The sequence below is a fragment of the Parvularcula lutaonensis genome, assembly GCF_014651915.1.
GTDB classification, from domain to species: Bacteria; Pseudomonadota; Alphaproteobacteria; order Caulobacterales; family Parvularculaceae; genus Parvularcula; species Parvularcula lutaonensis.
The window spans coordinates 487,060-508,913 of sequence record NZ_BMXU01000002.1; the positions used below are offsets into that span (position 1 = coordinate 487,060).

Genomic DNA, 21,854 nt, shown 5'->3' on the forward strand with positions numbered 1-21,854 from the left:
TCACGCCTCAGCCTTGTCCTGCTCCAGCTCCACGTCATAGCCCCAGAGGAACTTGAGGTGGCCCATGACGGCATCCTGTGTCCTCCGGTCGAGAATCCGGTCCTTGTAGACTGTGTGCCGGATCTTCAGCGTGCGATCACCTGAGAGGTCGGCGCCCACCACCTGCAGGTTCGGCTCGTGCATGCCAAGGTCATACATGGTCGACAGGGCGTTGCGCACGTCGCGGTAGCCCATCTCGTCGTGGATGGCCTCGACGCGGTAGTAGGGCTTCCTGCCATCGTCGCCGAGCGCGAAGAACCCGAAATCGCGAATCACCTTGGGCGAGAGATATTGCTGGATGAAGCTCTCATCCCGGAAGTTCGCCCAGGCGTTCTTCAGCTCGCCGCGCCAGTCGCCATGTCCCGCCATGGCCGGGAACCACTCGCGATCTTCGTCCGTGGGATCGGTCACGATACGAACGATATCTTCCATCATCGCGAAGCCGAGGGCATAGGGATTGATGCCTGAATAGCGCGGATCATCGAACTCGGGCTGGAACACCACCGAGCTGTGCGAGTGCAGGAACTCTAGGATCGAGCCGTCCGAGATCTGGCCCCGGCGGTGGAGCTCGTTCATGATATAGTGGTGCACGAAGGTTGCGCAGCCTTCGTTCATCACCTTCGTCTGCTTCTGCGGATAAAAGTACTGGCTGACATTCCGCACGATGCGGATCAGTTCGCGCTGCCAGGGCCGGAGCGACGGCGAAGCCTTCTCGATGAAATAGAGAAGGTTCTCCTCGGGCAGTTTGATGTTCCGCACCTCGCCAAGCCGTGCTTCCGCGGCCTCTTCATCCTCCTCACGCTGAGGAAGCGTGCGCCAGAGGTCGTTGAAGTTCTCACGCTCATGCTCGAGTCGCGCTTCGACCTTGGCCCGCATCTCGGTCTGCGACAGCTTGGGCGGTCGGTTGTAGCGGAAGACGCCCTGGTCCTGCAGCGCGTGGGCCGCGTCGAGGGTCTGCTCCACCTCTTCCCAGCCATATTCGTCCTCACACCTTGCAATATACTTCTTGGCGAAGTCGAGATAGGTCAGGATCGACGAAGCATCCGTCCACTGCTGGAACAGGTAGTTGTTCTTGAAGAAGTGGTTGTGGCCCATGCAGGCGTGCGCCATCACCAACGCCTGCATCGTCATGGAGTTCTCTTCCATCAGATACGAGATACACGGATCACTGTTAATCACGATCTCATAGGCGAGACCCGTGTAGCCCTTCTGGTAATTCATCGAGTCCCGGGCAAACGCCTTGCCGAAGGACCAGTGGCGATACATCAGCGGCATGCCGTGCGAGCTGTAGGCGTCGAGCATCTGCTCGGATGTGATGATCTCGATCTGGTTCTTGTAGACATCGAGGCCGAGATCATTGAGGCCGATATCCTCGATCGCGTCGAACGTGCGCTGAAGATCCGCGAAGGTCCACGCGGCCTCCGAGAACAGGAGATTGTCGCTCTTCGGTGTGGCGCTCATTCTGTCGCCTCCTCGTTGCCCCTGACGGTCGCCAGCCCGGCTTTCCGCCAGGCTAGGATACCGCCGTCCAGATGATAAATGGTTTCGACCTCGAGGTCCTTTAAGATCCGTAGAGCCCGCGACGACCTTCTGCCGCTCTTGCAGTGCACGAGAACGCCGCCGGAAAGGTCGAGTTCGGCCACCTGCGCCCGGAAGTTGGGCGAGAAATAGTTGACCTGCACCGCCCCTTCGATGTGCCCGTCATCATATTCGCTACGGGTGCGGACATCGAGGACAGTGACTTCGGGATTCGCCTCTAGGAGCTCGGCCGCTTCCTCGGCGGTCACATGGACGACGCCATCGCGGAGCTGCCCGATCTCGGGGCCAGCGACGAGGAAGAGGGCGGCGGAGAGGGCGGCGATCATGGGCGGTTCCTTCCGAGTTCGTCGTGGGAGCTCAACCAGTCACCATGCACGACAGCGGACAGGCTTTCTGTGTTGAACTTGAGAAGGGCGAGGTCAACGGAGCTTGCGGTGACGTGGGGGAGGTCAGCGCCCGTCTGCTCTCGGAGGAACTCGGCCCGCTTGGCCGCGGCGTCTGCGGTGAAGTTGTCGGCTCTGTCGCGGGGGATGCGGAGAGGGCTCATCGGCTGCGTCTCCGCGGAATAGCCCACATTTGACGGTTTAGCAGAAAATGCAACGCGATAGCGAGGAAGGGTGACGTCATTAAGAGGAGGGCGCTGCCCTCAGGGAACGTTCGCTCCATGCCTCCGAGTGATACCAAGAGCACAAGCAAGACAGCAGGAACGAGGATTGGATAAAATAGGTATACGGATATAAGAAAGAGAATCCGTATGGTTGTGCGCTTTGCAGTCCCAGTAGCTCGCTTCAACAGACGCCTCCGCGCCAGTGTCAATGCATCTGTGAAAGCATAAGACACGGAGAACGCGCCGAGTAGAAACCCGAGAAGCAGTACGGAGCTTTCGGCAGTCACGCCGCCTGCCCCTTCTTCTCTTTCGAGAACAGCTCACGGAACACCGGGAAAATATCTCGCGGATGCGCGATCCTGGTCTGCGCGAAGCGTGGGTCCTTGATGCTGCGATACGCGCGCCAGAGTTCGGCGCCTGCGTCGGGATCGCTGAAGACATCCATCTCGCGCTCATCGAGGATCTCGATATAGGCGTAGTACTGAAGGATCGGCAGGACCTCTTCATTCAGCAATTGCACACAGCGCTGGGCGTCGCCTGATTGCGTGTAACCGTCAGAAGCCTGAGCGACATAGATGTTCCAGTCGTCGGTGGGGAAGCGGTCGCGCTGGATCTCCTGCATCACCTCGATCGCCGTCGAGACGATCGTGCCGCCCGACTGGCGAGAGTAGAAGAAGGTCTCCTCGTCCACTTCCTCGGCATGGTGCGTGTGCCGAATAAAGACGACCTCCACTTTCTCATACCGCTTCTGCAGGAAGAGGTAGAGCAGCATGTAGAACCGCTTGGCGAGATCCTTCTCGCGTTCGCCCATCGAGCCGGAGACGTCCATCAGGCAGAACATCACGGCCGCTGTGGTAGGGATCGGCTGGGGCGCAAAAGCATTGTAGCGCACATCGAGCGGGTCGATGTAAGGCGCCCAGCGCCGCCGGGCTTCGAGTTCTTCGAGCTTGGCGAGCACGGCCTTCATTTCGGCCCGCTGCTCGTCTGTCGGCTGAGCAATCCGTTCGAGGTTGAAGAGCCGCTCTTTCAGCTCATTCACCTCTTTCGTGGAAGGCCGTTTGAGGGCCAGCCGCCGACCATGGGCGTTCTTCATCGTGCGGATGAGATTGAGGTTCGTCGGCGCGCCCGTGACCGTCACGCCGGCCCGGCGCCACTTCCATGCCGTCATCTCCTTGAGCGACGTCTTGATGAGGTTCGGCAGCTCGAGATCCTCGAAGAAGATATCAAGGAACTCGTCCTGGGTCAGGGTGAAGCTGAAATTGTCCTCGCCATCCCCTGAATCCGACGCGTCCTTGCCGCCCTTGCCGCCGCCCTGGGGAGGCTTTCTCAGCCTATCCCCGGTCGAGAATTCCTTGTTGCCCGGATGGACATGCTGCCGCCTGCCGCTCGCGCCATCGAGACGGAACCGCGGCTCGGCCGTCGATTTCGCGGGAATCGAGATCTTGCCGGACTTCTCCAGCTCCTTGACCGAGCGGTCGCGGAGGGAGCGGTTCACGGCCTCCTTGATCTGTCCTTTGGCGCGGCGGAAGAAGCGCTGGCGGTTGCCGAGCGATTTGCCCTTGGGGTTCAGGCGGCGGTCGATGAAGTGCGACATGCCCCTAAGGTAACCATAATTGCTAACTGTACCTATAGCGAGAGCATGAAACTCTTTTCCTCATTGGAAAAAAGAGAGGATCGGTGTCACTTCGCTCCCCCGGCGATCTCGCTCAGGTTCGCTCCTCGCGACATCGACCGGCTGAAAAGGAGCCTGAGGACGCCCTCGGCTTCGGCATGGGCGTCGCGGGTCAGATGGCGTGCGAGGGCCGGGTCGATCGAGCCTTCGGGCGCGAGGGGATTGAGTTCGGCAACGGCTTTTTCGAACATCGCTTCGTCTTCCTCGCGATTACCCGTGACATCGGCAATCCTGTGCAGCACGCAGACCGATGCCGCAGGCGATCCGCCGGCATCGCGCAGGGTGGCGAGGTTCATCCCGTCGAGCACCTGGGGCTTTTGCCGGGCAACACCGTTGTAGATCGAGAACAGCATCGTCCCCGACTCCTGGTCGAAGGACACACCAAAGGTCTGGTGTTGCAGGAGCAGCGACCAGCCTTCGTAGCGCACGCCCTCGACGCCGATCTTGACCGACAGCGCACCATCGCCCCGGTCATTCGTGATCAGCGTGATGTCGTGGACGAATCGCCCCGGCAGGTCATGGGAAGGTCGGGTCGTCTTCCAGAGGCCGCAGTAGAGATCGCCGCGCTGGTTCGCCGAGCGTTTGGCTTCGTCGATGAAGGACGACGGAATCCATTGCGGGATCGACGTTGCGGGCCCCTGTCCATCAGCGCCGATGCGGCGCGTGAACTCGTCCAGCGGCCGCTCCCAGTCCAGCACCGTGAAACCGTCAATCCGTTCCGCAACATAGCGAGTAAGATTCGCAAGATTGTGCTCGCTTGGCGTCACGGCACCGGAGGCCCAGCGGCCGACCAGAGACTTGTCCACATTGAGAGCGGAGGCGAGCCCGGCACGGCTGACCACCAGCACCTTCAGCACCAGCTGCAGCTTCTGAGGGAAGTCTTTCGCATTCATAGGCGCAGCGTTGCCGCAACCCGCCGCGTCGTGCAACCATATGCAACCACGTGCAACGCCCGATGCGCGCCACTGCGACTTCCCGAGCCGCGGGGTGCGATGCAATCTCCCATTATCCCAACGACATAGGGCTTGTCCCCCGAGGTATGAGAGCACTTCGGAATAGTCGATGGGATTTTCCTATGGGGTGCGGCTTGCCGCATTTCCGTTTGGGAGCATGCGGGGCCGGACGCTTCTGAGGGGGAGTGTCAGGACTCCGGGGCACTTGAGGGGAGGTCACTGGCGCCCGCGATTCGCCAGTGATCCGGGAGCGATCCCGCCGTCTGCGGTCCGAACGTCCCATGATCGTCGGTGTGCCAAGGGCCGATGATTGGAGCGTCTGCAGGTGGTCATGCCAAGCCGGGGTCTCCGGCTCATGCAACCGACCCCCCGGGCCGAGGCGCTACTCCCTTCGGAGAAGCGTCTCGGTCAGGAAACTCCCGAGCGCCTGCGGCTTGAATGACGCCTTGATGGCGTCCCGGTCGTAGTCCGACTTCACCCAGTCGAGGAAATGCTGCCGACCAGGCTGAACGCTGTCTCGCCGAGCCGCCTCGACGTAGGTGTCGATGAAATGGTCGAGGACGCCTGTCTTGCCACTCTTGATATGGCCGAAACGGAGGGAAAGCTGCTCCCGCGCTTCTTCGAGCGATGTTTCCTCCTTCAGGAACTTGTAGAGGAATGCCCCCAACCCCGCCCGGTCTGCACCGGACTTGCAGTGCATCAGCGCCGGGTAGCGGATCGACCGGAAAAGCTCGTCGATCTCGAACAGGAACTCCGGCTTCGGTGCCTCGCGGGAATAGGCGCGCAGGTCGATCATCTCGATCCCGGCCTCCTCGCATGCCTCGCGTTCGAGGTGCCAATAGCCCGGCTGGCGCTCATTGTTTCGAAGGCCCCGCAGGTTGATAATGGTCTTGAGGCCACGCTCTCCCCATGACTTGATGTCCTGCGGCGATGGCTGGGCCGAGCGGACCATGTCGCCTGAGATCCAGTGCTCGTTGCGGTGCAATTTACGCAGGAAACCATGATCCTCGAGCCAAAGCGACCGCCACGCGGCACGGTGCCCGGCCTCGGTTTCGAACTCTTCGGGAAGAAGGAAAACGCCCATCGGCGGGCCTTTGGCCAAGAAATCCCGCGACGGCAAGGCTGCGGCGTTTGCCCGGACCGGCTCCATGAGGTAAGATTTTGTTCACCTTTCAGGGGCGGTGGGTATGGTCAGGGTCATTACAGTGCATGGCACGTTTGCCGGGGACTCCAAGGTTTCCGGCACGAAGTGGTGGCAGAAGGGCTCTCCCTTCCTCACCAGGCTTCAGGAACTCATCCGTGAGCCGCTCCAGGTCGAACCGTTCCAGTGGTCCGGTGCGAACTCCGAAATCGACCGCCGGAAGGCGGGCAACCGCCTCGCCGGTGAGATCGCATCGTCGCAGGTGCCGCCTATCGTCATCGGGCACAGCCATGGAGGCTCGGCCGCCATTCAGGCCCTCCTGCTGCGTTATCTCAAGGACGGCGTGAAGGCGCGCGAGCGCATCAGGGGCGTGGTGACGATCGGTACGCCGATGTTCCGCTTCCGCTCGAACCGCAACCCGTTTTCCCAGTTCGACGTCGTTGGGCGGTTGATGCTCCTGTTTGCGATCGGCCTGATCGCGATGAAGCTTGGCGAGCTTGCAACAGACACCTATGACGGTCGCGAAGTGACCGGCTTCGTCACTGGTCTTCTCGAAGTCGCCCTGTCGCTGCAGGTCTTGCTCGCTGCACTGATCATCGGTGGCCTGTTCCTCTACACGAGGCGCAACTGGAAGCGGCAGGGGCTGTTCAAGAAGAATGCCCTCTACCCGGTTTTCCGCCACGCCTATCTCGCGCTCAACCATGAGAATGACGAAGCTATCAACGGCCTCCAGAAGGCGCGGGCCCTCAAGCCGAAGCTGGTCAAGCGCGGCACGGTCTTCGTGAGCATCTTTTCGGGGCTGTCCTTCGTCCTGCTTGCGATGTTCTTCGGCGTGCAACTCCTGGAGATCGGCAATGTTCCGATCCCGCCGGTGGTCGGCGAGAGCTATGGTCTCTTGGAAGACAACATCATCTACCCGGCACAGGACGCACTCTATGCCGCAGCGCCCAACCTCGCCGAGAGCCCGGTCTTCCGCCAGCTGCTCGAGGTCTTCACGGTCGTCCCAGTGGGTGCTGTCGTGCTGTTCTCAGCCATCGTCGCGGTCCTGACCTCGTTCGTCGTCACGCCGGGCCTTTCGGAATTCGTCTCCACCCAGATCAAGTCCCAGAGCTTCGGGGATGACGGCTATGGCGAAACCATCGAGCGCGTCGCGCCGGGTCTCGACTTCGAGCAATCTTCGGTCGGCACCCTGCCGCAGGAGATCGAGGACGAGATGATCAAGGCTTCCGAAGAGGATGCCGGCGCGGCGATCCAGCGCCTGCGGGAGCTCCTGTCTTCCGGCGAGCTTCTCGACAGCAAAGGCGCGGACCTCATTGCCCAGTCGGTGAAGTTCGAGAAGTCAGAACTGCTCCACAACGCCTATTTCCACTCGCCCCTCTTCATCAAGTATCTCGCCGCGCTGATGATCGAGCGCTTCGGGCTGACGCCGTCTCAAGCGTTCGAGGCCGATGCTGATGCGCGGGCGATGCTCGCGCTTGTGAGGGGCTGACCGCCGCATCCCCCTGAATGCGGCTGGTCAGAGCAGGTCACCCCCGCTACGCGCTTACCCCTATGGACGCGCCCGAACCTACCACCTCGCATGATCGCCATGATAACAAACGCAACGACGCCAAGCGGAAGGCCATTCGGATGATGGCGTGGACCGTGGGCATCCTCGTGGTGCTCGTGGTCCTCGCCATGGTTCTCGCGGATCCGCAGTTTCTCGACATGCGCCTTTCGGTGCTCCTGAAACTGGGTGCCGGTGTTCTGGCGACGATCCTTCTCGCCGCCGGGCTCATGGCCGCATCGTTCTATTCCGATACGAGCGGCCATGATGATGACGCTCCGGGCGTCTAGGCGCTCGCTCCAGCGAGCCCCGTGTCAGGTCCCGTCGAGACATGGGTGGCGGTCACATCCGCCGCGCCGTTGAGGCTGAACTCGGGATAGGCGCTGATTCCCATCTCGGCCCGGTCCAGGCCGTCTTCCTGGCTCTTGTCGCAGGCCCGGATGCCGATCGTGTATTTCAGCGCTGCCCAGACGGCGAGGCTGACGAGGAAGACGAAGGCACCGATCGAGACCACACCCAGAAGCTGGACGCCGAACGAGGCTTCGGGGTTGGACAGTGGCACGACCAGCGTCCCGAGCACGCCTGCGAACAGGTGCGCGGGGATCGCGCCGACCACGTCATCGATCTTCAGCTTGTCCAGCAGCAGCGTGCCGAAGACCACCGTGACGCCGCCGAGGACACCGATGAACGCAGCAAGCGGCAGGGACGGCGTCAGCGGCTCGGCTGTGATCGCCACGAGCCCGCCAATGGCGCCGTTGAGGGCGAACGGCAGGACCGGGCGACTGAACAGGACCTGGCTGACCACCATGGCGCCGAGGACACCGGAGGCAGCCGCGATGTTCGTGTTGACGAAGACATCGGCCACTTGCGTTGCTGCATCGAGGCTCCCAAGGGCCAGCACCGAGCCGCCATTGAATCCGAACCAGCCAAACCACAGGATGAAGGTGCCGAGCGTGGCGAGCGGCAGATTGGAGCCGGGCATCGCGACGACCTCACCATTGGGGCCATACTTGCCGGTACGCGGGCCCAGCAGCAGGACCCCGGCCAGGGCAGCCCAGCCACCCACGGAGTGAACGAGCGTCGAGCCTGCGAAGTCGGAGAAGCCGAGATTGTCTAGCCAGCCCGAACCCCACTCCCACGACGCCTGGATCGGGTAGATCACGCCTGTGAGAACCGCGACGAAGGCCAGGAAAGGCCAAAGCTTGATGCGCTCGGCAAGCGTGCCCGAGACGATCGACGCAGCCGTCGCCACGAAGACCATCTGGAAATACCAGTCAGAGCTTGCCGCGTAGCCTGTGTCCAGGGGTGCCTCGTCAGCGGGGTTCCAGAAAGCGCCGGCGAACCCGAGCACCCCATTGAACTCACCCGGATAGGCGAGGTTGTAGCCGATGAACCAGAACATCAGTCCGGCAATCGAATAGAGCGCGATGTTCTTGAGGCAGATGACGCCCGCATTCTTGGACCGGACGAGACCGACCTCCAGCATGCAGAAGCCTGCCGCCATGAACATGACCACCATGCCCGCGATGAGAAAGAGGAAGGTGTTGAAGACGAAAGCTGTTTCGGGAGCGACCTGTGACGCTTCCTGGGCGGCAGCGGTGCCCGTTGAGAAGAGGAGGGCTGCACCAGCGGACAGCCATAGGAGAGTTCGGCGCATCGAATCATGTCCCTTGTTCGCACTTGCGAGATGTTGCGTTGCAAAACTGTCAATTTACAAGGGGCAAGAGCGAGAAAGATGCAGCGTGAGGCCGTATGGCAACGGACAATAGCTGTGCGGTGCGAAAAACGAGGGAGATTCCTAACGTTCTTGGTGCTCGAGGCCTCGTGCATTAGCGTTCCGGGCAAAGAAGCCTGCGGACACGGCGGCGCGAAAGACCAGGGACGGAATGATGGGGTTCACGAGAGCCAGACCGGCGTGGGCGGTGATCGGCGCCGCCGCGCTTTATGCGTGCAGTGGCGGCGGAGGCAGCGACAGCGAGAACGCACCACCCGTGACGACCGCACCTCCCCCTGCAGGGCCGAGCGGTCCGGTCCAGCAGGCCGAAGCGGCCGATTTTGCCGAGGAGGCCGTGCTCCGCGGCTTGACGCACCGAACGGCCTACACCCCGGCAGTGGGACCGATGGAGCGGCAATATGCCGGCGGTGCCGCTTCGGGCGATGTCGACGGCGATGATGACCTTGATCTCGTCGTGGTCGGCGGCGATGGGCATGCGAACCGTCTCTATCTCAATAACGGCAGTGGCTCCTTCACCGAGAGCGCAGCAGCTGCGGGCATCGCCTTCACCAAATCGGCAACGGAGAACCACCCGCATTCGGGACCCGCGCTCGCTGACATGGACGGGGACGGGGATCTCGACCTCTTCCTCGGCGGTCTCGGCGGGGCGCCGAGCATGATCTTCGAGAATGACGGGTCCGGAGCATTTTCCGATGCGACCGCAGGGTCCGGTCTGGAATTCATGACCTCGGTCAACTCGATCTCCGCTGCCTTCGGCGATTATGACCTCGACGGCGATCTCGATCTTGCCCTTGCCCACTGGGGCACGCCCCGGGACCAGGACTTCCCTGGCGAGACGGAGACCCTTTGGCGCAATGACAGCGATAGCTCAGGCATCAGGTTCACCGCCGTCAGTGCGCCTGCAAATATCTCGGCAGGCCTCGACCTTGGCAGCACCGTCGGGGTCCTGGGCGAAGACCATGATTACTCCTTTGCCCCGTCCTTCGTCGATCTCGATGGCGATCGGTACCCTGAGCTTCTCATGGTGGCGGACTTCGGCACGTCCAATGTCTTCCGCAACAATGGCGACGGGACATTCTCCAAGATGACCGACCGCGCTGTCATCAATGACAGCAACGGCATGGGCTCGGCTGTCGGTGACTATGACCGCGATGGGGACTTCGACTGGTTCGTCAGCTCCATCAACGGCAACCGCCTCTACGAGAACACAGACGGTGACTTCGCGACCTCCTCGGTCTACCTTGATATCGAGAGCGGAGGCTGGGGCTGGGGATCCTGCTTCGCCGACTTCAATGCCGATGGGTACACGGATATCTACCAGACCAATGGCTGGTTCGCCAATGACCCTCCGGGTGCGTCGGACTACCAGACCGATCCTTCTCACCTCTGGATGAACAGTGGGGGGCGGGGCTTCTCAGACCTGGCCGGTGCCTCGAACATGCTCGACCGGAAGCAGGGGCGGGCTGTGGTCTGCGATGACTTCACCGGCGACGGGGCGGTCGATGCTCTCCTCCTGACCTATGACCAGCAACAACAGCAATATCTTTGGGTCAATCAGCAGACAGATCATAACTTTTTGAAGGTCCGCCTCGAAGGCCTGCCACCGAACACGCAAGGCATCGGCGCGAGGGTCGCTGTTTCCGCAGGGGGAGCGACGCAGTACGGTCTCGTCACGATCAACTCGGGCTTTACGGCGCACGGCTCCACCGAGCAGCTTTTTGGCCTGGGTGATGCCGATACCGTCAGCGGGGTTGAGGTCATCTGGCCCGACGGGCTGACCTCGATCATCGCGAATCCCGCGGCGAACAGCACCCTGACGATCAGGCATCCTTCGCTCTGAACTGCGACCGGAACTCGCGAAGGGCGGGAACTGTCCTTATATCCGACTGGCTCAGTTTTCCGGGAGGGATGAAGCGTGCGCTATTTCGCGATGATCTTGGCGGCGGTGATGCTGGCCTCGTGCGGCATCAACGACGTGCCGGAGAAAAAGAACAATCTCGATGCGGCCTGGTCCGAGGTGCAGAACCAGTACCAGCGCCGGGCCGACCTGATCCCCAATCTCGTGCGGACCGTCGAAGGCTTTGCCCAGCAGGAGCGCGAGGTCCTTACCGACGTGATCGAGGCGCGGGCCAAGGCCACGTCGATCGAGATCACCGCCGATGATCTTACGGACCCGGACAAGCTCGCCCAGTTCGAAGCTGCGCAGCAACAGCTCTCCGGCGCCCTGTCCCGGCTGATGGTGACGGTCGAGCGCTATCCCGAACTTCGCTCGAACGAGAATTTCCTCGCGCTCCAGTCCCAGCTCGAGGGGACGGAGAACCGTATAGCCGTGGCCCGACGGGACTATATCGAAGCCGTCCGCGACTACAATCGTGAGTTCATGGTCATTCCCGATCGTTGGGTGGCGGCGATCTTCAACGGCTCCTACGAACCCGCGGCGACCTTCGAAGCCGCGCCCGAGGCGCAAAGCGCTCCCGAGGTCGATTTCGGGCGGGACGGCTGATCGTCTTGCGGGCTTTTCTCCTCCTTGTCCTGATGTTCGGCGTGGCGTGGGCGCAGGAGTTTCCTGAGCTTACCGGCCGGGTGGTGGATGAAGCCGACATCCTCTCGCCACAGACGGAAGCCGAGCTGACCCGCATGCTGGCCGAGTGGGAGGAGAAATCCTCCGACCAGATCGTGGTCGTGACCGTTCCCGATCTCGGCGGCCAGGCGATCGAGGAGTTCGGCGTTGCCCTTGGCCGGGCGTGGGGTATCGGCGTAGACAAGGGCACCGACGGCAGGAGCCTCGACAATGGTGCGATCCTCATCGTCGCTCCCAACGACCGGCAGGTGCGCATCGAGGTCGGGTACGGCCTCGAGGGTACGCTGACGGATGCCCTGACATCGACGATCATCCGGCGAGGTATCCTGCCGGCGTTCCGCGAAGGAGACTTCGACCGCGGGGTCATGACGGGTGTCGAGGGGATGCTGGCGGTCCTTGAGGGCGAGGAAGCAGAATGGCTGCAGCGTCGCCAACGCGCCGGTTCCCGACCGGTCGCGGAAGGGGAAGGCGGCATACCCTGGCCGCTTATCATTTTCATTGTCATCTTTATCCTTCCCTCGATCTTCCGCAGCCGGAGGGGGGTTCTCTATGATAGCGACCGGCGCAGGCGGCGCTGGGATGACGGCAATGATGCACTGGCGTGGATCATTGCTTCGGAAATGATGAAGGGATCGCGTCGCGGCGGCGGCTGGGGCAGCGGCGGCTCCTTTGGCGGAAGCGGCGGAGGGTTCGGCGGTTTTTCGGGTGGCGGCGGCAGCTTTGGCGGAGGAGGAGCTTCGGGATCATGGTAGATCTGTTCACTGAAGAAGAGCGCGAACGCCTTGAAAAGGCGGTCGCTGCTGCCGAAGCACGAACCAGCGCCGAGATCGTGGTGATGGTGAAACGCGGTGCCACCGACTATGCCGCGGTGGAGGTAATGGCCGCGGCGATCGCCTCGCTGGCGCTGCCAGCCGCACTCCTCCCGTTCACGGCGATTCCAGCCTTCGTCATCTGGGTGGCACAGCTGGCTCTTTTTGCGATTCTCGCAATCCTCTTGCCGATGGTTTCTGCAGGTCGTTTCCTTGTTGGCCGTGAGCGGGTGGCGCGGGACGTGCGGGCGGTGGCGGAGGCGGAGTTCTACGCCCATGGCCTGCGCCGGACGAGCAAACGCGCGGCTGTCCTCCTGATGGTGGCCATGCGCGAGCACCGCATCGAGGTCCTGGCCGACGACGCGGCGCAGGCGGTGATCGACAGCATCGACAGGGCCGACTGGGAGGAGATCATCGGCAGGCTCGCTGCACGCCTCCGCGAGGGTGCGGTGGTCGAGGGCCTCGAAGATGCAGTCTCCCTCATAGCCGACGCGCTGGAGACCCGCCTTCCGCCAGAAGAGGGCAAGGCGGACGAGTTACCCAATGTGATCGTGCACTGAGGAACGTGCCAGGCGGGCTCTTTGACGCTGCGCATTCCGGGTTGATCCTGCGTCGGTGAACGCCCTGGTGCGTACTGTTTGGATTCCGGGCTCGCTCTTCGAGCGCCCCGGGATGACAGCGGCACTGAGATCCGCCCGTGTGTGGTTTTGAGAAAATCAGGTAACGGAGCGGACGCTAGGGATCGCTTCCAGTATAATTTGTATGCGGGCCTTTAGCGTCCGCTCCCGGTCTTTAAGCGAGGGGCCCACAGAGCACTTCAAGCCCGCGTCCAGCGCCAAAGGGTTGTCATCCTAGGGCGCAGGAACACCGCCCCGCCGCCAAACCGTGACGAACCCGGACTGTCCTGATTAGCGGTGAGGACGGTCAGGATACGCTGGCTGGTGGGAGCGGGGATTTCTTTTCTGATGCTCACCACGGCCTGGCCGTGGGAAGCGCCTTGGGGGGAGCGCCATTCCCAAAGCAATCGGGGGTAGGCGCCTACACCGCGCGAACAGTGTCCTCGCGCATTTCCTTGTCGAGCCTTTTCATCGCCTTTTGCAGCTTCTCGAAGGCGCGGACCTCGATCTGTCGGATGCGTTCGCGGGACACGCCGTACTCGCCGGAGAGTTCCTCCAGCGTTTTCGGTTCCTCCGTGAGCCGACGTTCCGTGAGGATGTGCCGTTCGCGCTCGTTGAGCTCACCCATTGCCTGTTGCAGAAGCTCCATGCGGGTCTCGAACTCGTCGTCATTGGCGAGCTGGGCTTCGGGATTGACCGCGTCTTCATCGACCAGCCAGTCCTGCCACTCTGCCGTGCCCTCGCCGTCGCCGCGCATCGGCGCGTTGAGAGAGTTGTCTCCGCCGGCCATCCGCCGGTTCATCGAGATCACGTCATCCTCGGACACGCCGAGCTTGGTCGCGATATGCTCGACTTCCTCGGGCTTGAGGTCGCCTTCGTCGACGGCGTCGATCTGGCCCTTGATCTTGCGCAGGTTGAAGAAAAGCTTCTTCTGGGCAGCGGTGGTGCCGATCTTCACGAGACTCCACGAGCGCAGGATATATTCCTGGATCGCGGCGCGAATCCACCACATCGCGTAGGTCGAGAGGCGGAAGCCCTTCTCCGGGTCGAACTTCTTCACGGCCTGCATCAGCCCGACATTGCCTTCGGAGATGACCTCGCCCGTGGGCAGGCCATAGCCGCGATAGCCCATGGCGATCTTCGCCACGAGGCGAAGGTGCGAGGTGATGAGCCGTTTCGCGGCCTCAGGGTCGTCATGCTCGAGGAAGCGCTTGGCGAGCATGTACTCCTCGTCCTTCTCGAGCATCGGGAACTTACGGATCTCGGCAAGATAGCGGCTGAGGCCGCCTTCGGGGGTCAGCGGCAGTCCACTCGTCGTCGTCAGGGCATTACCGGCCATAGGTCGTTCCGCGGGTTTCTGTTCTCGGGAGGTTCGTTCCTGTGTCGTCGTCATCACCATGCCTGGTCAACACGGCGAGTTATTCGGCGTCCCACTCGATATGGTGACACATTGCCGCGAAGGGAACCCCTGAGGTTTCGGATTTGCAATCTCAGGATCCATCGTGGCCCTCGAGGTGGCTTGGGCAGGTGCGGTCCGGGCCTCCAACCTGCTCGCGGGGCAAAGAAAAACCGCCGCGGATAGCTCCGCGGCGGCTGGTTTCGCTGACAGGTCGGGGGGCGGGCTGCCCCTCCGCCTCTGCGTGTTAACTGCTCTCGTCGCCGATGAAGAGCTGCACGGCTGCGGCCATGGGCATGACCGTCTGGAAGCGGCGCGGGCTCGGCGCGAAGTACATCAGGAGGTCATAGTCACCCTCGAGGAGGCTCTCGGCACCGACGGCCACGAGGCTGTCGGGCACGACACCGTCGCCGTCGATGTCGAAGTAGAACTCATCGGGCGCGGTCACGACGAGGACGTAGTTCCCGGTTTCCTGGAAGGTGAAGTCGAACAGCAGCGGGTCGAAGGGTTCGAACGTGTTGATGTTCGTCGCCACCGGCACGAAGCCTGCGAGCGGGTCGACGCGCAGAAGGTCGAGACGCGTCAGCGCGAAGTCGAAGATGTTCGAATCGCTCTGGGAGATGATCTCGGCGGTGATCGTCTGGCCAGCCTTGCCCTTGAAGGCGTAGGTGTCGAAGCCCTGCGGCCCGTCGATCGTGCCCTGGAACCAGTAGCTGTCGAGATAGCGATCGGGCTTGCCGGGGCGCATCGTCAGCGGACGCAGGATCGAGCGCTTCGGCTCGAAGAAACGGGGGATCTCGTTCGGGTCCGCGAGCTCGTTGATGAGCTGGGCTTCACTGACCAGCTTGGCGCGGGTCTGGGCGAGCTGCAGCTTGAGGTTCGAGCGCTGCGAGAACGAACGGTCGACCGTGGTGGCGTTCTGCAGGGGAAGACCCACGGAAGCGCCGGAGGCCATCAGGTTGAACGGCGTCTCGGTGGCCTCGATCGGGCCGGTATAGGCCGGGAGGAATGCACCGGGAGCCGGACGGCCGGTGGTCGGCAGGCCCTGGTCGATCGGGCCGATCGAGTCGTGGTGCCGCAGGCCGAGGGTATGACCGATCTCGTGCGCGCCGGTGTTGGCCGACTGGTTGCGGACAGCGAATTGGAGCGCAGCGAAGTCAACTTCGCCATCGCCATCCGAGTCTGCCGGAACGATGCCCGAGAAGGCCTCGAAGGTGCCAACGGTGAAAAGCTCGCTGACCACGGTCCAGAGGCTCGCATCCGTGAAGGCGCCTGAATCGTAGTTGTCGTTACCGAAGTCGATCTCGTCGGCGCGGCCGAACAGGATCGAGAAGCTGACGGCGCCCGACGGCGTGAAGGTCAGGGTAACGTTGGTGCCTTGGCCGGGAACGCGGTCGTTATTGGCGAAGTCAATCTCCGTATATGGACCGGAAGCCGGCTCGACATCGGTGACGATGAAGCCGTAGGGCTCAAGGTCGGCGCGCACACGGTCGAGAATGAACGCCCGGTCATCGGCCATGTAGACGTAGTCGGGCAGCACGAAGGTGGTGACGAGCGAGCCGTCGACATCGAGAAGATCGACTTCGAAGGTCGGCAGCTGGCCAGCGTCGCGGTCGAAATCGAGGAAAATGACCGGATCGGCTGTCCTGCGGCGGATGGTGACGTCGCTGTTCACCCGCGCCTGAACGGCGTCCTCGGAGAAGTCGCTGCGGTAGCCGCTGAAGTTCGGGTCACTGGCGTCGTTCACCGAAATGCCGCTTTCGGCTTCGATGATCGCCATGACACGATCGACGGCCTTCTGGCGCGGGTCTTTCTTGACGCCGCAGAACATTTCGTGGTCGTCGGCGAGGGCGAAGTCTCCTGCGCGGAAGGCCTGGATCGCAGATTCCCCCGTCAGCCCGCGAATCGCGTCGGCGTCGGATGCGCTGGCCAGGCCGCCCCATGCGGCTGCCCCTGCGGCCAGCGAGGCCGATAGTGCTAGAATTTTCTTGTTCACGTTGGATCTCCTCTTCCCCTCCCCCGTCCAGAGGAGTGATCGGTTCACCATGAACGATCGTTAGGAAAATGAAAGTGACAGTATCACGTTCCGACTGGAAATTATCAGTGTTCCAAACGCTCTAAAGGGCGAATTTCAGCACGCTTCTTCACCTATTCCGTGTGACGGAACCGCCCGTCACAGCGCGCGGAGCAGGTCGCGGAGGGCGCGGAAGTCCTCTGGCGGCGGGGTTTCGAAACGCATGGACTCGCCTGTGACCGGGTGCTCGAAGCCGAGGGTCGCTGCGTGCAGGGCCTGCCGCCGGAACGCTCTTACCGCTTCGCGCGCTGCGACAACATGCTCCTCATCACCGCCGAGGCCCGCAAGACCCGCGCGGCCATAAAGTCGGTCTCCGAGCAGCGGGTGGCCCGTGGCGCTGAGATGGACGCGAATCTGGTGGGTGCGGCCTGTCTCGAGGGTGCATTCGATGAGCGACGCCACGGGCTCGCCAGCGACCTTGCCGCGACCTTCGCCATAGGCCTCGAGACGCCTGTAGTGGGTGATGGCCTCACGGGCGTCGGGGCGCTCGAAGCTCCAGTCGACTTCGCGCTTGAGGCGGTCCTTGGTGGAGCGGGCAATCGGAATGTCGATGGTCCCCGAAGCGGGCCGCGGATCGGCGTGGCAGAGCGCGAGATACTTCCGTTCGATGTCGTGGATCGAGAAAAGACGCCGGAGCCCCCGATGGGCATCGTCATGCTTGGCGACGACCATGACGCCCGAGGTATCCTTGTCGAGACGGTGCACGATGCCGGGCCGGGCGACCCCGCCGATGCCCGAGAGGGAGCCGCGGCAGTGATGCAGGAGAGCGTTGACCAAGGTTCCGTCCCAGTTTCCTGCAGCGGGGTGGACGACCAGCCCCGCGGGCTTGTCGATGACGATGAGATGCTCGTCTTCGAAAAGGACATTGAGGGGGATGTCCTGGGCTTCGGGCGCGGCTTCCTTTACCGGCGGCGGCACGAGGGCGATTTCCTCGCCTTCCTGCACCTTGTGGGTCGGGTCCGTCATGACCTCGCCGCCAATGGTCAGGGCACCTTCCTTGATGAGTGCCTTGACCTGGGTGCGGGAATGGCCGGTTTGTCCGGCGAGCCACCGGTCGATGCGCTCGCCCGGACTTTCGGTGACGGTGATATGGATGGGATCGTTCACGGCTCGCCCCGTGCAAATCTCTGCGGCTTCTGTCAAACCCCGTCGCATGACGAACACCCCTGATTCCGCCCCTCCCGTTCCCAGCCATGCCGTGGCCAAGGGTTTTGCCCTCGGATTGGGCCTTTTGCTGGTCGGAGGCACGGCAGTCCTCATCACATTGCTCGTGACACGTAACACCGGGACGGCGCCTGTGCCGGTGGACCAGCCCATCGCCGCGATCGAACTTCAGGTGGGTGAGAAAATCACATCCACTAGTGCTCTGGAGGGACAGGCACTTTTCATGATCGAAGGGCCAGGGGGCGCGCAAAGAGTGTTGATCCTAGACCTTGCAACCGGAGAGAGAAGGGAGATTCCGGTTTCGCGTCGCTAAACGAAGCGTAACCGACCAATTGAATTTCCGGGCTTTTTTCTCGCGGAAAGTCTGCCATTTGATGGAACGAGGGTCGCCAAGGCGGCCTCAGGCGGGGTGCCGCTCCCCTCGTTCCCCCTCAAGGTACCCCGCCGACTCTTACCCCCTCCCAGTATTCTCAGGACTGTAGCGCCGGCTTTGGTTGTGGTGCCCGAGAGCGCCTGATCGCGTCCCAGGCAAAGATGCCTGCCGCGATCCAGATAAAGGCGAAGCAGAGCTGGTGCGCCCGTGTGAACGGTTCGCCGTCGATCAGGCCGATGAGGAACTGCAGGGTCGGGCCGATGAACTGCAAGAACCCTAATGTCGACAATTGCAGCCGTCTTGCGCCGAGCGCGAAGCAAAGGAGCGGCAGGACGGTGATCGGCCCTGCCGCCAAAAGGAGGGCGGTGAGCGCGGGTGCCGTGCCGAATGCCTGCTCGGCCTCGGGAACGAAGAACAGGAGATAGCCGAGCGCGAAAGGCGCAAGGATCAGGGTCTCGATGAAGAGCCCCGGCATCGCCCCAACGGGAGCGAGCTTCCGGATATACCCATACCCCGTAAAGCTGACAGCGAGAACGAGTGAGATTGTCGGGAACTTGCCGCCATAGACGGTGAGGATGCTGACACCGATCACTGCGAGGGCCACGGCGACCTGCTGCGGCCGGCCGAGCTTTTCTCCCAGGAAAAGGACGCCCACGAGCACGTAGATCAGCGGGTTGATGTAATAGCCGAGCGATGCCTCGAAGATATGCTGGCTCTGCACGGCAGCGATGTAGATCAGCCAATTGAGCGCGATGATCGCCGAGCTGGCAAACAGGGCTATCATGACCTTCGGATCGCGCAGCGCCTGCTTCACATCCGGCCATTGCTTCCGCCCGATGATGATGAGCGCGCCGAAGGGCACGGACCAGATGATCCTGTGCACGAGGACCTGGTCAGCGCCGACATCCCTGAGGGCGATCAGGAAAAGGGGGAGGAGTCCCCACATGGTATAGGCGGCAATAGCCGCGGAGACACCGAGGCGGGTCTCGTTCTGGGGGACGGTGGCGCTCATGGGGCGCAGCTAGCAGCGCGCGGCGCGATGAACAGCCGGTATTCGTGCAGGACTGTCTTTCGCCGGACGGGCGTCCCCGCCCGCTTGTTCTCGTCCGCTAGCGGAGCTTCCGTCCGCTTTTCTCGTCGGTCAGTTTGGGCGTCGAGCGGCCGAAGAGCAGCATGACACCGGGAACGATCAGCATCCAGAGCGGCGTCAGGGCCCTGGCCACGCCCGCGGCGACCGGGATGGCAATCAGCAGAGCGCCCGCAACCCTGCGCCCCGGAACGCTGCCGGTCTTCAGGTGGCTGGCGGTGACGAGCCAGCCGATGACCAGGAGCATCGCGCTGAACAAGGTGAACCAGAAGACCGCAGGGTTGAGGTCTTCGCCACCGGACAGCGCGGCGAAGTCTTCCTGGTGGATCAGGTAGCCGAGTGCGGCATGGCCCACAGCCTCGGCCATGAGGACGGGACCTGCGAGTTTCAGCATCCGCTGGCGGTCGAAGCGGTCTTTGAGCGAAGGGGCCGGATGGGAACTCATCGGATCAACCTAGCGCGATCGCGGGGCCGGTGCATCGCTCGGCCTCTTCCTCGCGAGGGCGTGATCGGAACGCACTCCATGCGTTCACAGCTGCGATAGCCTGCAACCATTGAGGGCCGGGATTTGTCTGCCTTTCGAAGCAGATTTGGGAGATCCGCATGGCTAATCTGGATCAAGGCACTGGAACCGGCGCGAACGTTGGCCAGGAACCGGATTGGAAGATCAAGGAAGAGAACGTCAGGGCCCAAGCCAAGCAAACCGCCCGCCGGGCGAAATCGCTGGCCTCGACCGCGACCGCGGCAAAGATCGACGAGCATAAAAGCCAGCTTTCGACCACGATCAAGAACGTCGCTGCAGGTCTCGAGAAGGGGACTGACGAACTCGACCGCTCGGACCTCACCCGCATCACGGAGAAGGCGGCGGAGCAGCTCAAGAAGCTGGCGAGCGAAGTCGAGCGTCGTGACGGCGAAACGATGCTGTCGAGTCTTGCCGACCAGGCCCGCAAACGGCCGGTCGCCTCGATTGCAGGCGGCGTCCTGCTCGGTCTCGCCCTGTCGCGCGCCCTGAAGGCAACGCCGCAGACCGCTGCGTCCGATGGCGAGGACCGCACCGCGTACACAACCTACAACGCCGAGTAACGGAGGGATCGATGTCTTCCACCGCACCACGCAGGGATTTTGTCGATATCCTGGCGAGCATCGCCCAGAACGCCGCCGAGCTTGTCTCGGTCGAGGCGCGCATGGCCCGCGACGAGGTGATCGATCGCGGCAAGGAAACGCTCACGGGCGGCATCCTGACGCTTCTCGCCGGCGTTCTTTCGATCCCGGTCCTGATCTTCGCCGGCCTGGCGCTGAGCGCCGCGTTGCTTCCGGATTTCGGACCCGTTGCCGCCCATCTCATTACTGCTCTCGTCTTCACCGTGATCGCCCTCGCGGTCTATTTCTACGGCCGCTCCAAGATCGGTGGCCACGGCGAGACGTTGGCCCACACGAAGTCGCAGCTTCGCCGCGACCGTGAGACGATCAGGGAGAATCTGACCCAATGACCGAATACGACCAAAAAGAGAACATCGCCGAAGCCAAGCGCCAGGCCCTCGCTAGCGACCTGGCCGAACTGAAGGACCGTCTGTCGTCGAACAGTCTCGTCAGCTCGGTCGCCAACTTCTTCGGTATGGATACGCACAGCTTCCGGCGCGCCACCCGCGCCAGCGACGATCTCCTGCCCTATGCCATGATCGGGGCGGGGGCTGCGATGATCGCCGGGCGCTTGTGGGAACGGCGGCGGGAGCCGCAGGCACCGGAGGACGATTACCTCCTCGCCGAAGACATTGGCAGCGCCCATCGACGCCTGCGCCAGCGTCAGAACGAAAGCGACGACGCTTACGCGCGCCGCACCTATGACGAGTATGGCCGCCGTCTCGAAATCGAGCGCATGGATGGCGAGGACGACGACAGCTTCATGGACCGCGTCGATGCAGCCATGCAGTCGCTGTCCGAACGGATGGGTCATCGCTATGGCCAGGCCAGCCAGAGCCTTTCCGATGCAGGCGCTCGGGTCAAAGACACCGCGCGTTCGGTCAGACACAACGTCTCCGGTGCTGCAAGCGCGACCAAGGACGGCCTGAAGTCGGCGGCGTCCAGCGTGAAGGAAGCTGCGAAGGGGGCCACCTCGTCGATGTCGAGCGTTGCGTCGGGGACCAGGAGATCGGTCTCCGAACGGGCGCAGGCCCTTCGCGACCATGTCGCTTCGCTGAGCCAGCACGCCGCCGAGCAGGCCCGCCGGCTCAAGGAGCAAGGCAAGGTCAAGATCACGCAAATCAAGCAAGCCCACGAGGAGAACCCGGCGGTCGGTGTCGGCCTCGGGGTCGGCCTCGGCCTCATTCTCGGCTCGCTCCTTCCCACAACCGAGCGCGAGAAGAAGGCTACCGAACCGCTCGCCGACGCGCTGATGTCGGCCGCGAACACAGCGCTCTCCAACATGAACGAACGAATCGAGCAGGCCGAGAGCGAAGTCCAGGACCGGGTCACGCACTAATCGCCTGTTCCAGCAAACGAAAAGAGCCCCGGAGCGCTTGCG

The 21,854-nt window shown here is 62.7% G+C and carries 22 protein-coding genes; 10 read left to right on the forward strand and 12 right to left on the reverse strand.

The features are described 5' to 3' along the window. The 6 genes from IE053_RS10710 to IE053_RS10735 form a co-directional block, all read right to left on the reverse strand. Nucleotides 1-1,500, reverse strand: a complete 1,500-nt coding sequence (locus tag IE053_RS10710; protein ID WP_189575804.1) for a SpoVR family protein — start codon at nucleotides 1,498-1,500, stop codon at nucleotides 1-3. Next, nucleotides 1,497-1,904, reverse strand: a complete 408-nt coding sequence (locus IE053_RS10715) for a rhodanese-like domain-containing protein (protein WP_189575806.1) — start codon at nucleotides 1,902-1,904, stop codon at nucleotides 1,497-1,499. Before IE053_RS10715 ends, IE053_RS10710 begins: the two co-directional genes overlap by 4 nt. Continuing rightward, nucleotides 1,901-2,125 carry a hypothetical protein gene (locus IE053_RS10720; protein WP_189575808.1) on the reverse strand — a complete coding sequence of 75 codons (225 nt, stop codon included), beginning with the start codon at nucleotides 2,123-2,125 and terminating at the stop codon, nucleotides 1,901-1,903. Before IE053_RS10720 ends, IE053_RS10715 begins: the two co-directional genes overlap by 4 nt. A gap of 343 nt (nucleotides 2,126-2,468) precedes the next feature. Continuing rightward, nucleotides 2,469-3,779, reverse strand: a complete 1,311-nt coding sequence (locus tag IE053_RS10725; protein ID WP_189575810.1) for a YeaH/YhbH family protein — start codon at nucleotides 3,777-3,779, stop codon at nucleotides 2,469-2,471. Nucleotides 3,780-3,865: 86 nt separating this feature from the next. Continuing rightward, a complete protein-coding gene (locus IE053_RS10730) occupies nucleotides 3,866-4,750 on the reverse strand; it encodes a hypothetical protein (RefSeq protein WP_189575812.1) in 885 nt (294 codons plus the stop codon). 442 nt (nucleotides 4,751-5,192) lie between these two features. Beyond that, nucleotides 5,193-5,894 (reverse strand): fused DSP-PTPase phosphatase/NAD kinase-like protein, encoded by a 702-nt coding sequence (locus tag IE053_RS10735; protein ID WP_189575814.1) that lies wholly within the window; start codon nucleotides 5,892-5,894, stop codon nucleotides 5,193-5,195. A 103-nt stretch (nucleotides 5,895-5,997) separates the two neighbouring features. On the opposite strand from IE053_RS10735, the gene IE053_RS10740 reads away from it, so the two are divergent. Together IE053_RS10740 and IE053_RS10745 are read left to right on the forward strand one after the other, a co-directional pair. Next, on the forward strand, nucleotides 5,998-7,440 hold the full coding sequence (locus tag IE053_RS10740; protein ID WP_189575816.1) for an esterase/lipase family protein: 1,443 nt from the start codon (nucleotides 5,998-6,000) through the stop codon (nucleotides 7,438-7,440). A gap of 140 nt (nucleotides 7,441-7,580) precedes the next feature. Then, nucleotides 7,581-7,787 (forward strand): hypothetical protein, encoded by a 207-nt coding sequence (locus IE053_RS10745; protein ID WP_189575818.1) that lies wholly within the window; start codon nucleotides 7,581-7,583, stop codon nucleotides 7,785-7,787. Here IE053_RS10745 and amtB read toward each other — a convergent pair. After that, nucleotides 7,784-9,154 (reverse strand): ammonium transporter AmtB, encoded by a 1,371-nt coding sequence (gene amtB / locus IE053_RS10750; RefSeq protein WP_189575820.1) that lies wholly within the window; start codon nucleotides 9,152-9,154, stop codon nucleotides 7,784-7,786. The two genes, IE053_RS10745 and amtB, sit on opposite strands and share 4 nt — an antisense overlap. A gap of 334 nt (nucleotides 9,155-9,488) precedes the next feature. Between amtB and IE053_RS10755 the strand changes: the two genes are divergently transcribed. The 4 genes from IE053_RS10755 (at nucleotide 9,489) to IE053_RS10770 (ending at nucleotide 13,182) form a co-directional block, all read left to right on the forward strand. After that, nucleotides 9,489-11,072 carry a CRTAC1 family protein gene (locus IE053_RS10755; protein WP_189575821.1) on the forward strand — a complete coding sequence of 528 codons (1,584 nt, stop codon included), beginning with the start codon at nucleotides 9,489-9,491 and terminating at the stop codon, nucleotides 11,070-11,072. A gap of 90 nt (nucleotides 11,073-11,162) precedes the next feature. Beyond that, on the forward strand, nucleotides 11,163-11,735 hold the full coding sequence (locus IE053_RS10760) for a LemA family protein (RefSeq protein ID WP_189576945.1): 573 nt from the start codon (nucleotides 11,163-11,165) through the stop codon (nucleotides 11,733-11,735). Between the two features lie 5 nt (nucleotides 11,736-11,740). Beyond that, entirely contained in the window at nucleotides 11,741-12,565 is an 825-nt protein-coding gene (locus IE053_RS10765; RefSeq protein ID WP_229786178.1) for a TPM domain-containing protein, read from the forward strand. Further along, nucleotides 12,559-13,182: a TPM domain-containing protein gene (locus IE053_RS10770; RefSeq protein WP_189575823.1), complete on the forward strand. Its 624-nt coding sequence runs from the start codon at nucleotides 12,559-12,561 to the stop codon at nucleotides 13,180-13,182. Before IE053_RS10765 ends, IE053_RS10770 begins: the two co-directional genes overlap by 7 nt. 478 nt (nucleotides 13,183-13,660) lie before the next feature. Here the strand turns inward: IE053_RS10770 and rpoH are convergent, their stop codons facing one another. The 3 genes from rpoH to IE053_RS10785 all read right to left on the reverse strand — a co-directional run bounded on the left by rpoH (nucleotide 13,661) and on the right by IE053_RS10785 (nucleotide 17,816). Further along, entirely contained in the window at nucleotides 13,661-14,578 is a 918-nt protein-coding gene (gene rpoH, locus IE053_RS10775) for an RNA polymerase sigma factor RpoH (protein WP_189575825.1), read from the reverse strand. 304 nt (nucleotides 14,579-14,882) lie between these two features. Then, nucleotides 14,883-16,631, reverse strand: a complete 1,749-nt coding sequence (locus tag IE053_RS10780) for a zinc metalloprotease (RefSeq protein ID WP_189575827.1) — start codon at nucleotides 16,629-16,631, stop codon at nucleotides 14,883-14,885. A 177-nt stretch (nucleotides 16,632-16,808) separates the two neighbouring features. Further along, entirely contained in the window at nucleotides 16,809-17,816 is a 1,008-nt protein-coding gene (locus IE053_RS10785; protein ID WP_229786179.1) for an RluA family pseudouridine synthase, read from the reverse strand. 46 nt (nucleotides 17,817-17,862) lie between these two features. Between IE053_RS10785 and IE053_RS14480 the strand changes: the two genes are divergently transcribed. Beyond that, on the forward strand, nucleotides 17,863-18,186 hold the full coding sequence (locus tag IE053_RS14480) for a hypothetical protein (RefSeq protein ID WP_229786180.1): 324 nt from the start codon (nucleotides 17,863-17,865) through the stop codon (nucleotides 18,184-18,186). 157 nt (nucleotides 18,187-18,343) lie between these two features. Here the strand turns inward: IE053_RS14480 and rarD are convergent, their stop codons facing one another. Together rarD and IE053_RS10795 are read right to left on the reverse strand one after the other, a co-directional pair. Then, entirely contained in the window at nucleotides 18,344-19,258 is a 915-nt protein-coding gene (gene rarD, locus IE053_RS10790) for an EamA family transporter RarD (RefSeq protein WP_189575831.1), read from the reverse strand. Between the two features lie 97 nt (nucleotides 19,259-19,355). Beyond that, nucleotides 19,356-19,778 carry a DUF6463 family protein gene (locus IE053_RS10795; protein WP_189575833.1) on the reverse strand — a complete coding sequence of 141 codons (423 nt, stop codon included), beginning with the start codon at nucleotides 19,776-19,778 and terminating at the stop codon, nucleotides 19,356-19,358. A 158-nt stretch (nucleotides 19,779-19,936) separates the two neighbouring features. Here IE053_RS10795 and IE053_RS10800 point away from each other — a divergent pair, with 158 nt between their 5' ends. Genes IE053_RS10800 through IE053_RS10810 form a run of 3 tightly spaced genes read left to right on the forward strand, consistent with a single transcriptional unit; the run spans nucleotide 19,937 to nucleotide 21,812 of the window. After that, the gene (locus IE053_RS10800; RefSeq protein ID WP_189575835.1) at nucleotides 19,937-20,416 is read left to right on the forward strand and encodes a hypothetical protein; all 480 of its coding nucleotides are present in this window, start codon (nucleotides 19,937-19,939) and stop codon (nucleotides 20,414-20,416) included. 11 nt (nucleotides 20,417-20,427) lie between these two features. Continuing rightward, entirely contained in the window at nucleotides 20,428-20,823 is a 396-nt protein-coding gene (locus IE053_RS10805) for a phage holin family protein (protein WP_189575837.1), read from the forward strand. Further along, nucleotides 20,820-21,812, forward strand: a complete 993-nt coding sequence (locus IE053_RS10810; RefSeq protein WP_189575839.1) for a hypothetical protein — start codon at nucleotides 20,820-20,822, stop codon at nucleotides 21,810-21,812. The genes IE053_RS10805 and IE053_RS10810 overlap by 4 nt, the downstream gene beginning before the upstream one ends. Nucleotides 21,813-21,854: the final 42 nt, after the last annotated feature.

What these genes read in the sequence shown, in the direction of transcription:
- IE053_RS10745 (WP_189575818.1), top strand. Translation starts at nt 7,581, where the DNA reads ATGATGGCGTGGACCGTGGGCATCCTCGTGGTGCTCGTGGTCCTCGCC.
- IE053_RS10760 (WP_189576945.1), top strand. Translation starts at nt 11,163, where the DNA reads ATGATCTTGGCGGCGGTGATGCTGGCCTCGTGCGGCATCAACGACGTG.
- IE053_RS10725 (WP_189575810.1), bottom strand. Translation starts at nt 3,779, where the DNA reads ATGTCGCACTTCATCGACCGCCGCCTGAACCCCAAGGGCAAATCGCTC.
- IE053_RS10770 (WP_189575823.1), top strand. Translation starts at nt 12,559, where the DNA reads ATGGTAGATCTGTTCACTGAAGAAGAGCGCGAACGCCTTGAAAAGGCG.
- IE053_RS10740 (WP_189575816.1), top strand. Translation starts at nt 5,998, where the DNA reads ATGGTCAGGGTCATTACAGTGCATGGCACGTTTGCCGGGGACTCCAAG.
- IE053_RS10795 (WP_189575833.1), bottom strand. Translation starts at nt 19,778, where the DNA reads ATGAGTTCCCATCCGGCCCCTTCGCTCAAAGACCGCTTCGACCGCCAG.
- IE053_RS10715 (WP_189575806.1), bottom strand. Translation starts at nt 1,904, where the DNA reads ATGATCGCCGCCCTCTCCGCCGCCCTCTTCCTCGTCGCTGGCCCCGAG.
- IE053_RS10730 (WP_189575812.1), bottom strand. Translation starts at nt 4,750, where the DNA reads ATGAATGCGAAAGACTTCCCTCAGAAGCTGCAGCTGGTGCTGAAGGTG.
- IE053_RS10805 (WP_189575837.1), top strand. Translation starts at nt 20,428, where the DNA reads ATGTCTTCCACCGCACCACGCAGGGATTTTGTCGATATCCTGGCGAGC.
- rpoH (WP_189575825.1), bottom strand. Translation starts at nt 14,578, where the DNA reads ATGGCCGGTAATGCCCTGACGACGACGAGTGGACTGCCGCTGACCCCC.
- IE053_RS10810 (WP_189575839.1), top strand. Translation starts at nt 20,820, where the DNA reads ATGACCGAATACGACCAAAAAGAGAACATCGCCGAAGCCAAGCGCCAG.
- IE053_RS10735 (WP_189575814.1), bottom strand. Translation starts at nt 5,894, where the DNA reads ATGGGCGTTTTCCTTCTTCCCGAAGAGTTCGAAACCGAGGCCGGGCAC.
- IE053_RS14480 (WP_229786180.1), top strand. Translation starts at nt 17,863, where the DNA reads ATGACGAACACCCCTGATTCCGCCCCTCCCGTTCCCAGCCATGCCGTG.
- amtB (WP_189575820.1), bottom strand. Translation starts at nt 9,154, where the DNA reads ATGCGCCGAACTCTCCTATGGCTGTCCGCTGGTGCAGCCCTCCTCTTC.
- IE053_RS10720 (WP_189575808.1), bottom strand. Translation starts at nt 2,125, where the DNA reads ATGAGCCCTCTCCGCATCCCCCGCGACAGAGCCGACAACTTCACCGCA.
- rarD (WP_189575831.1), bottom strand. Translation starts at nt 19,258, where the DNA reads ATGAGCGCCACCGTCCCCCAGAACGAGACCCGCCTCGGTGTCTCCGCG.
- IE053_RS10800 (WP_189575835.1), top strand. Translation starts at nt 19,937, where the DNA reads ATGGCTAATCTGGATCAAGGCACTGGAACCGGCGCGAACGTTGGCCAG.
- IE053_RS10710 (WP_189575804.1), bottom strand. Translation starts at nt 1,500, where the DNA reads ATGAGCGCCACACCGAAGAGCGACAATCTCCTGTTCTCGGAGGCCGCG.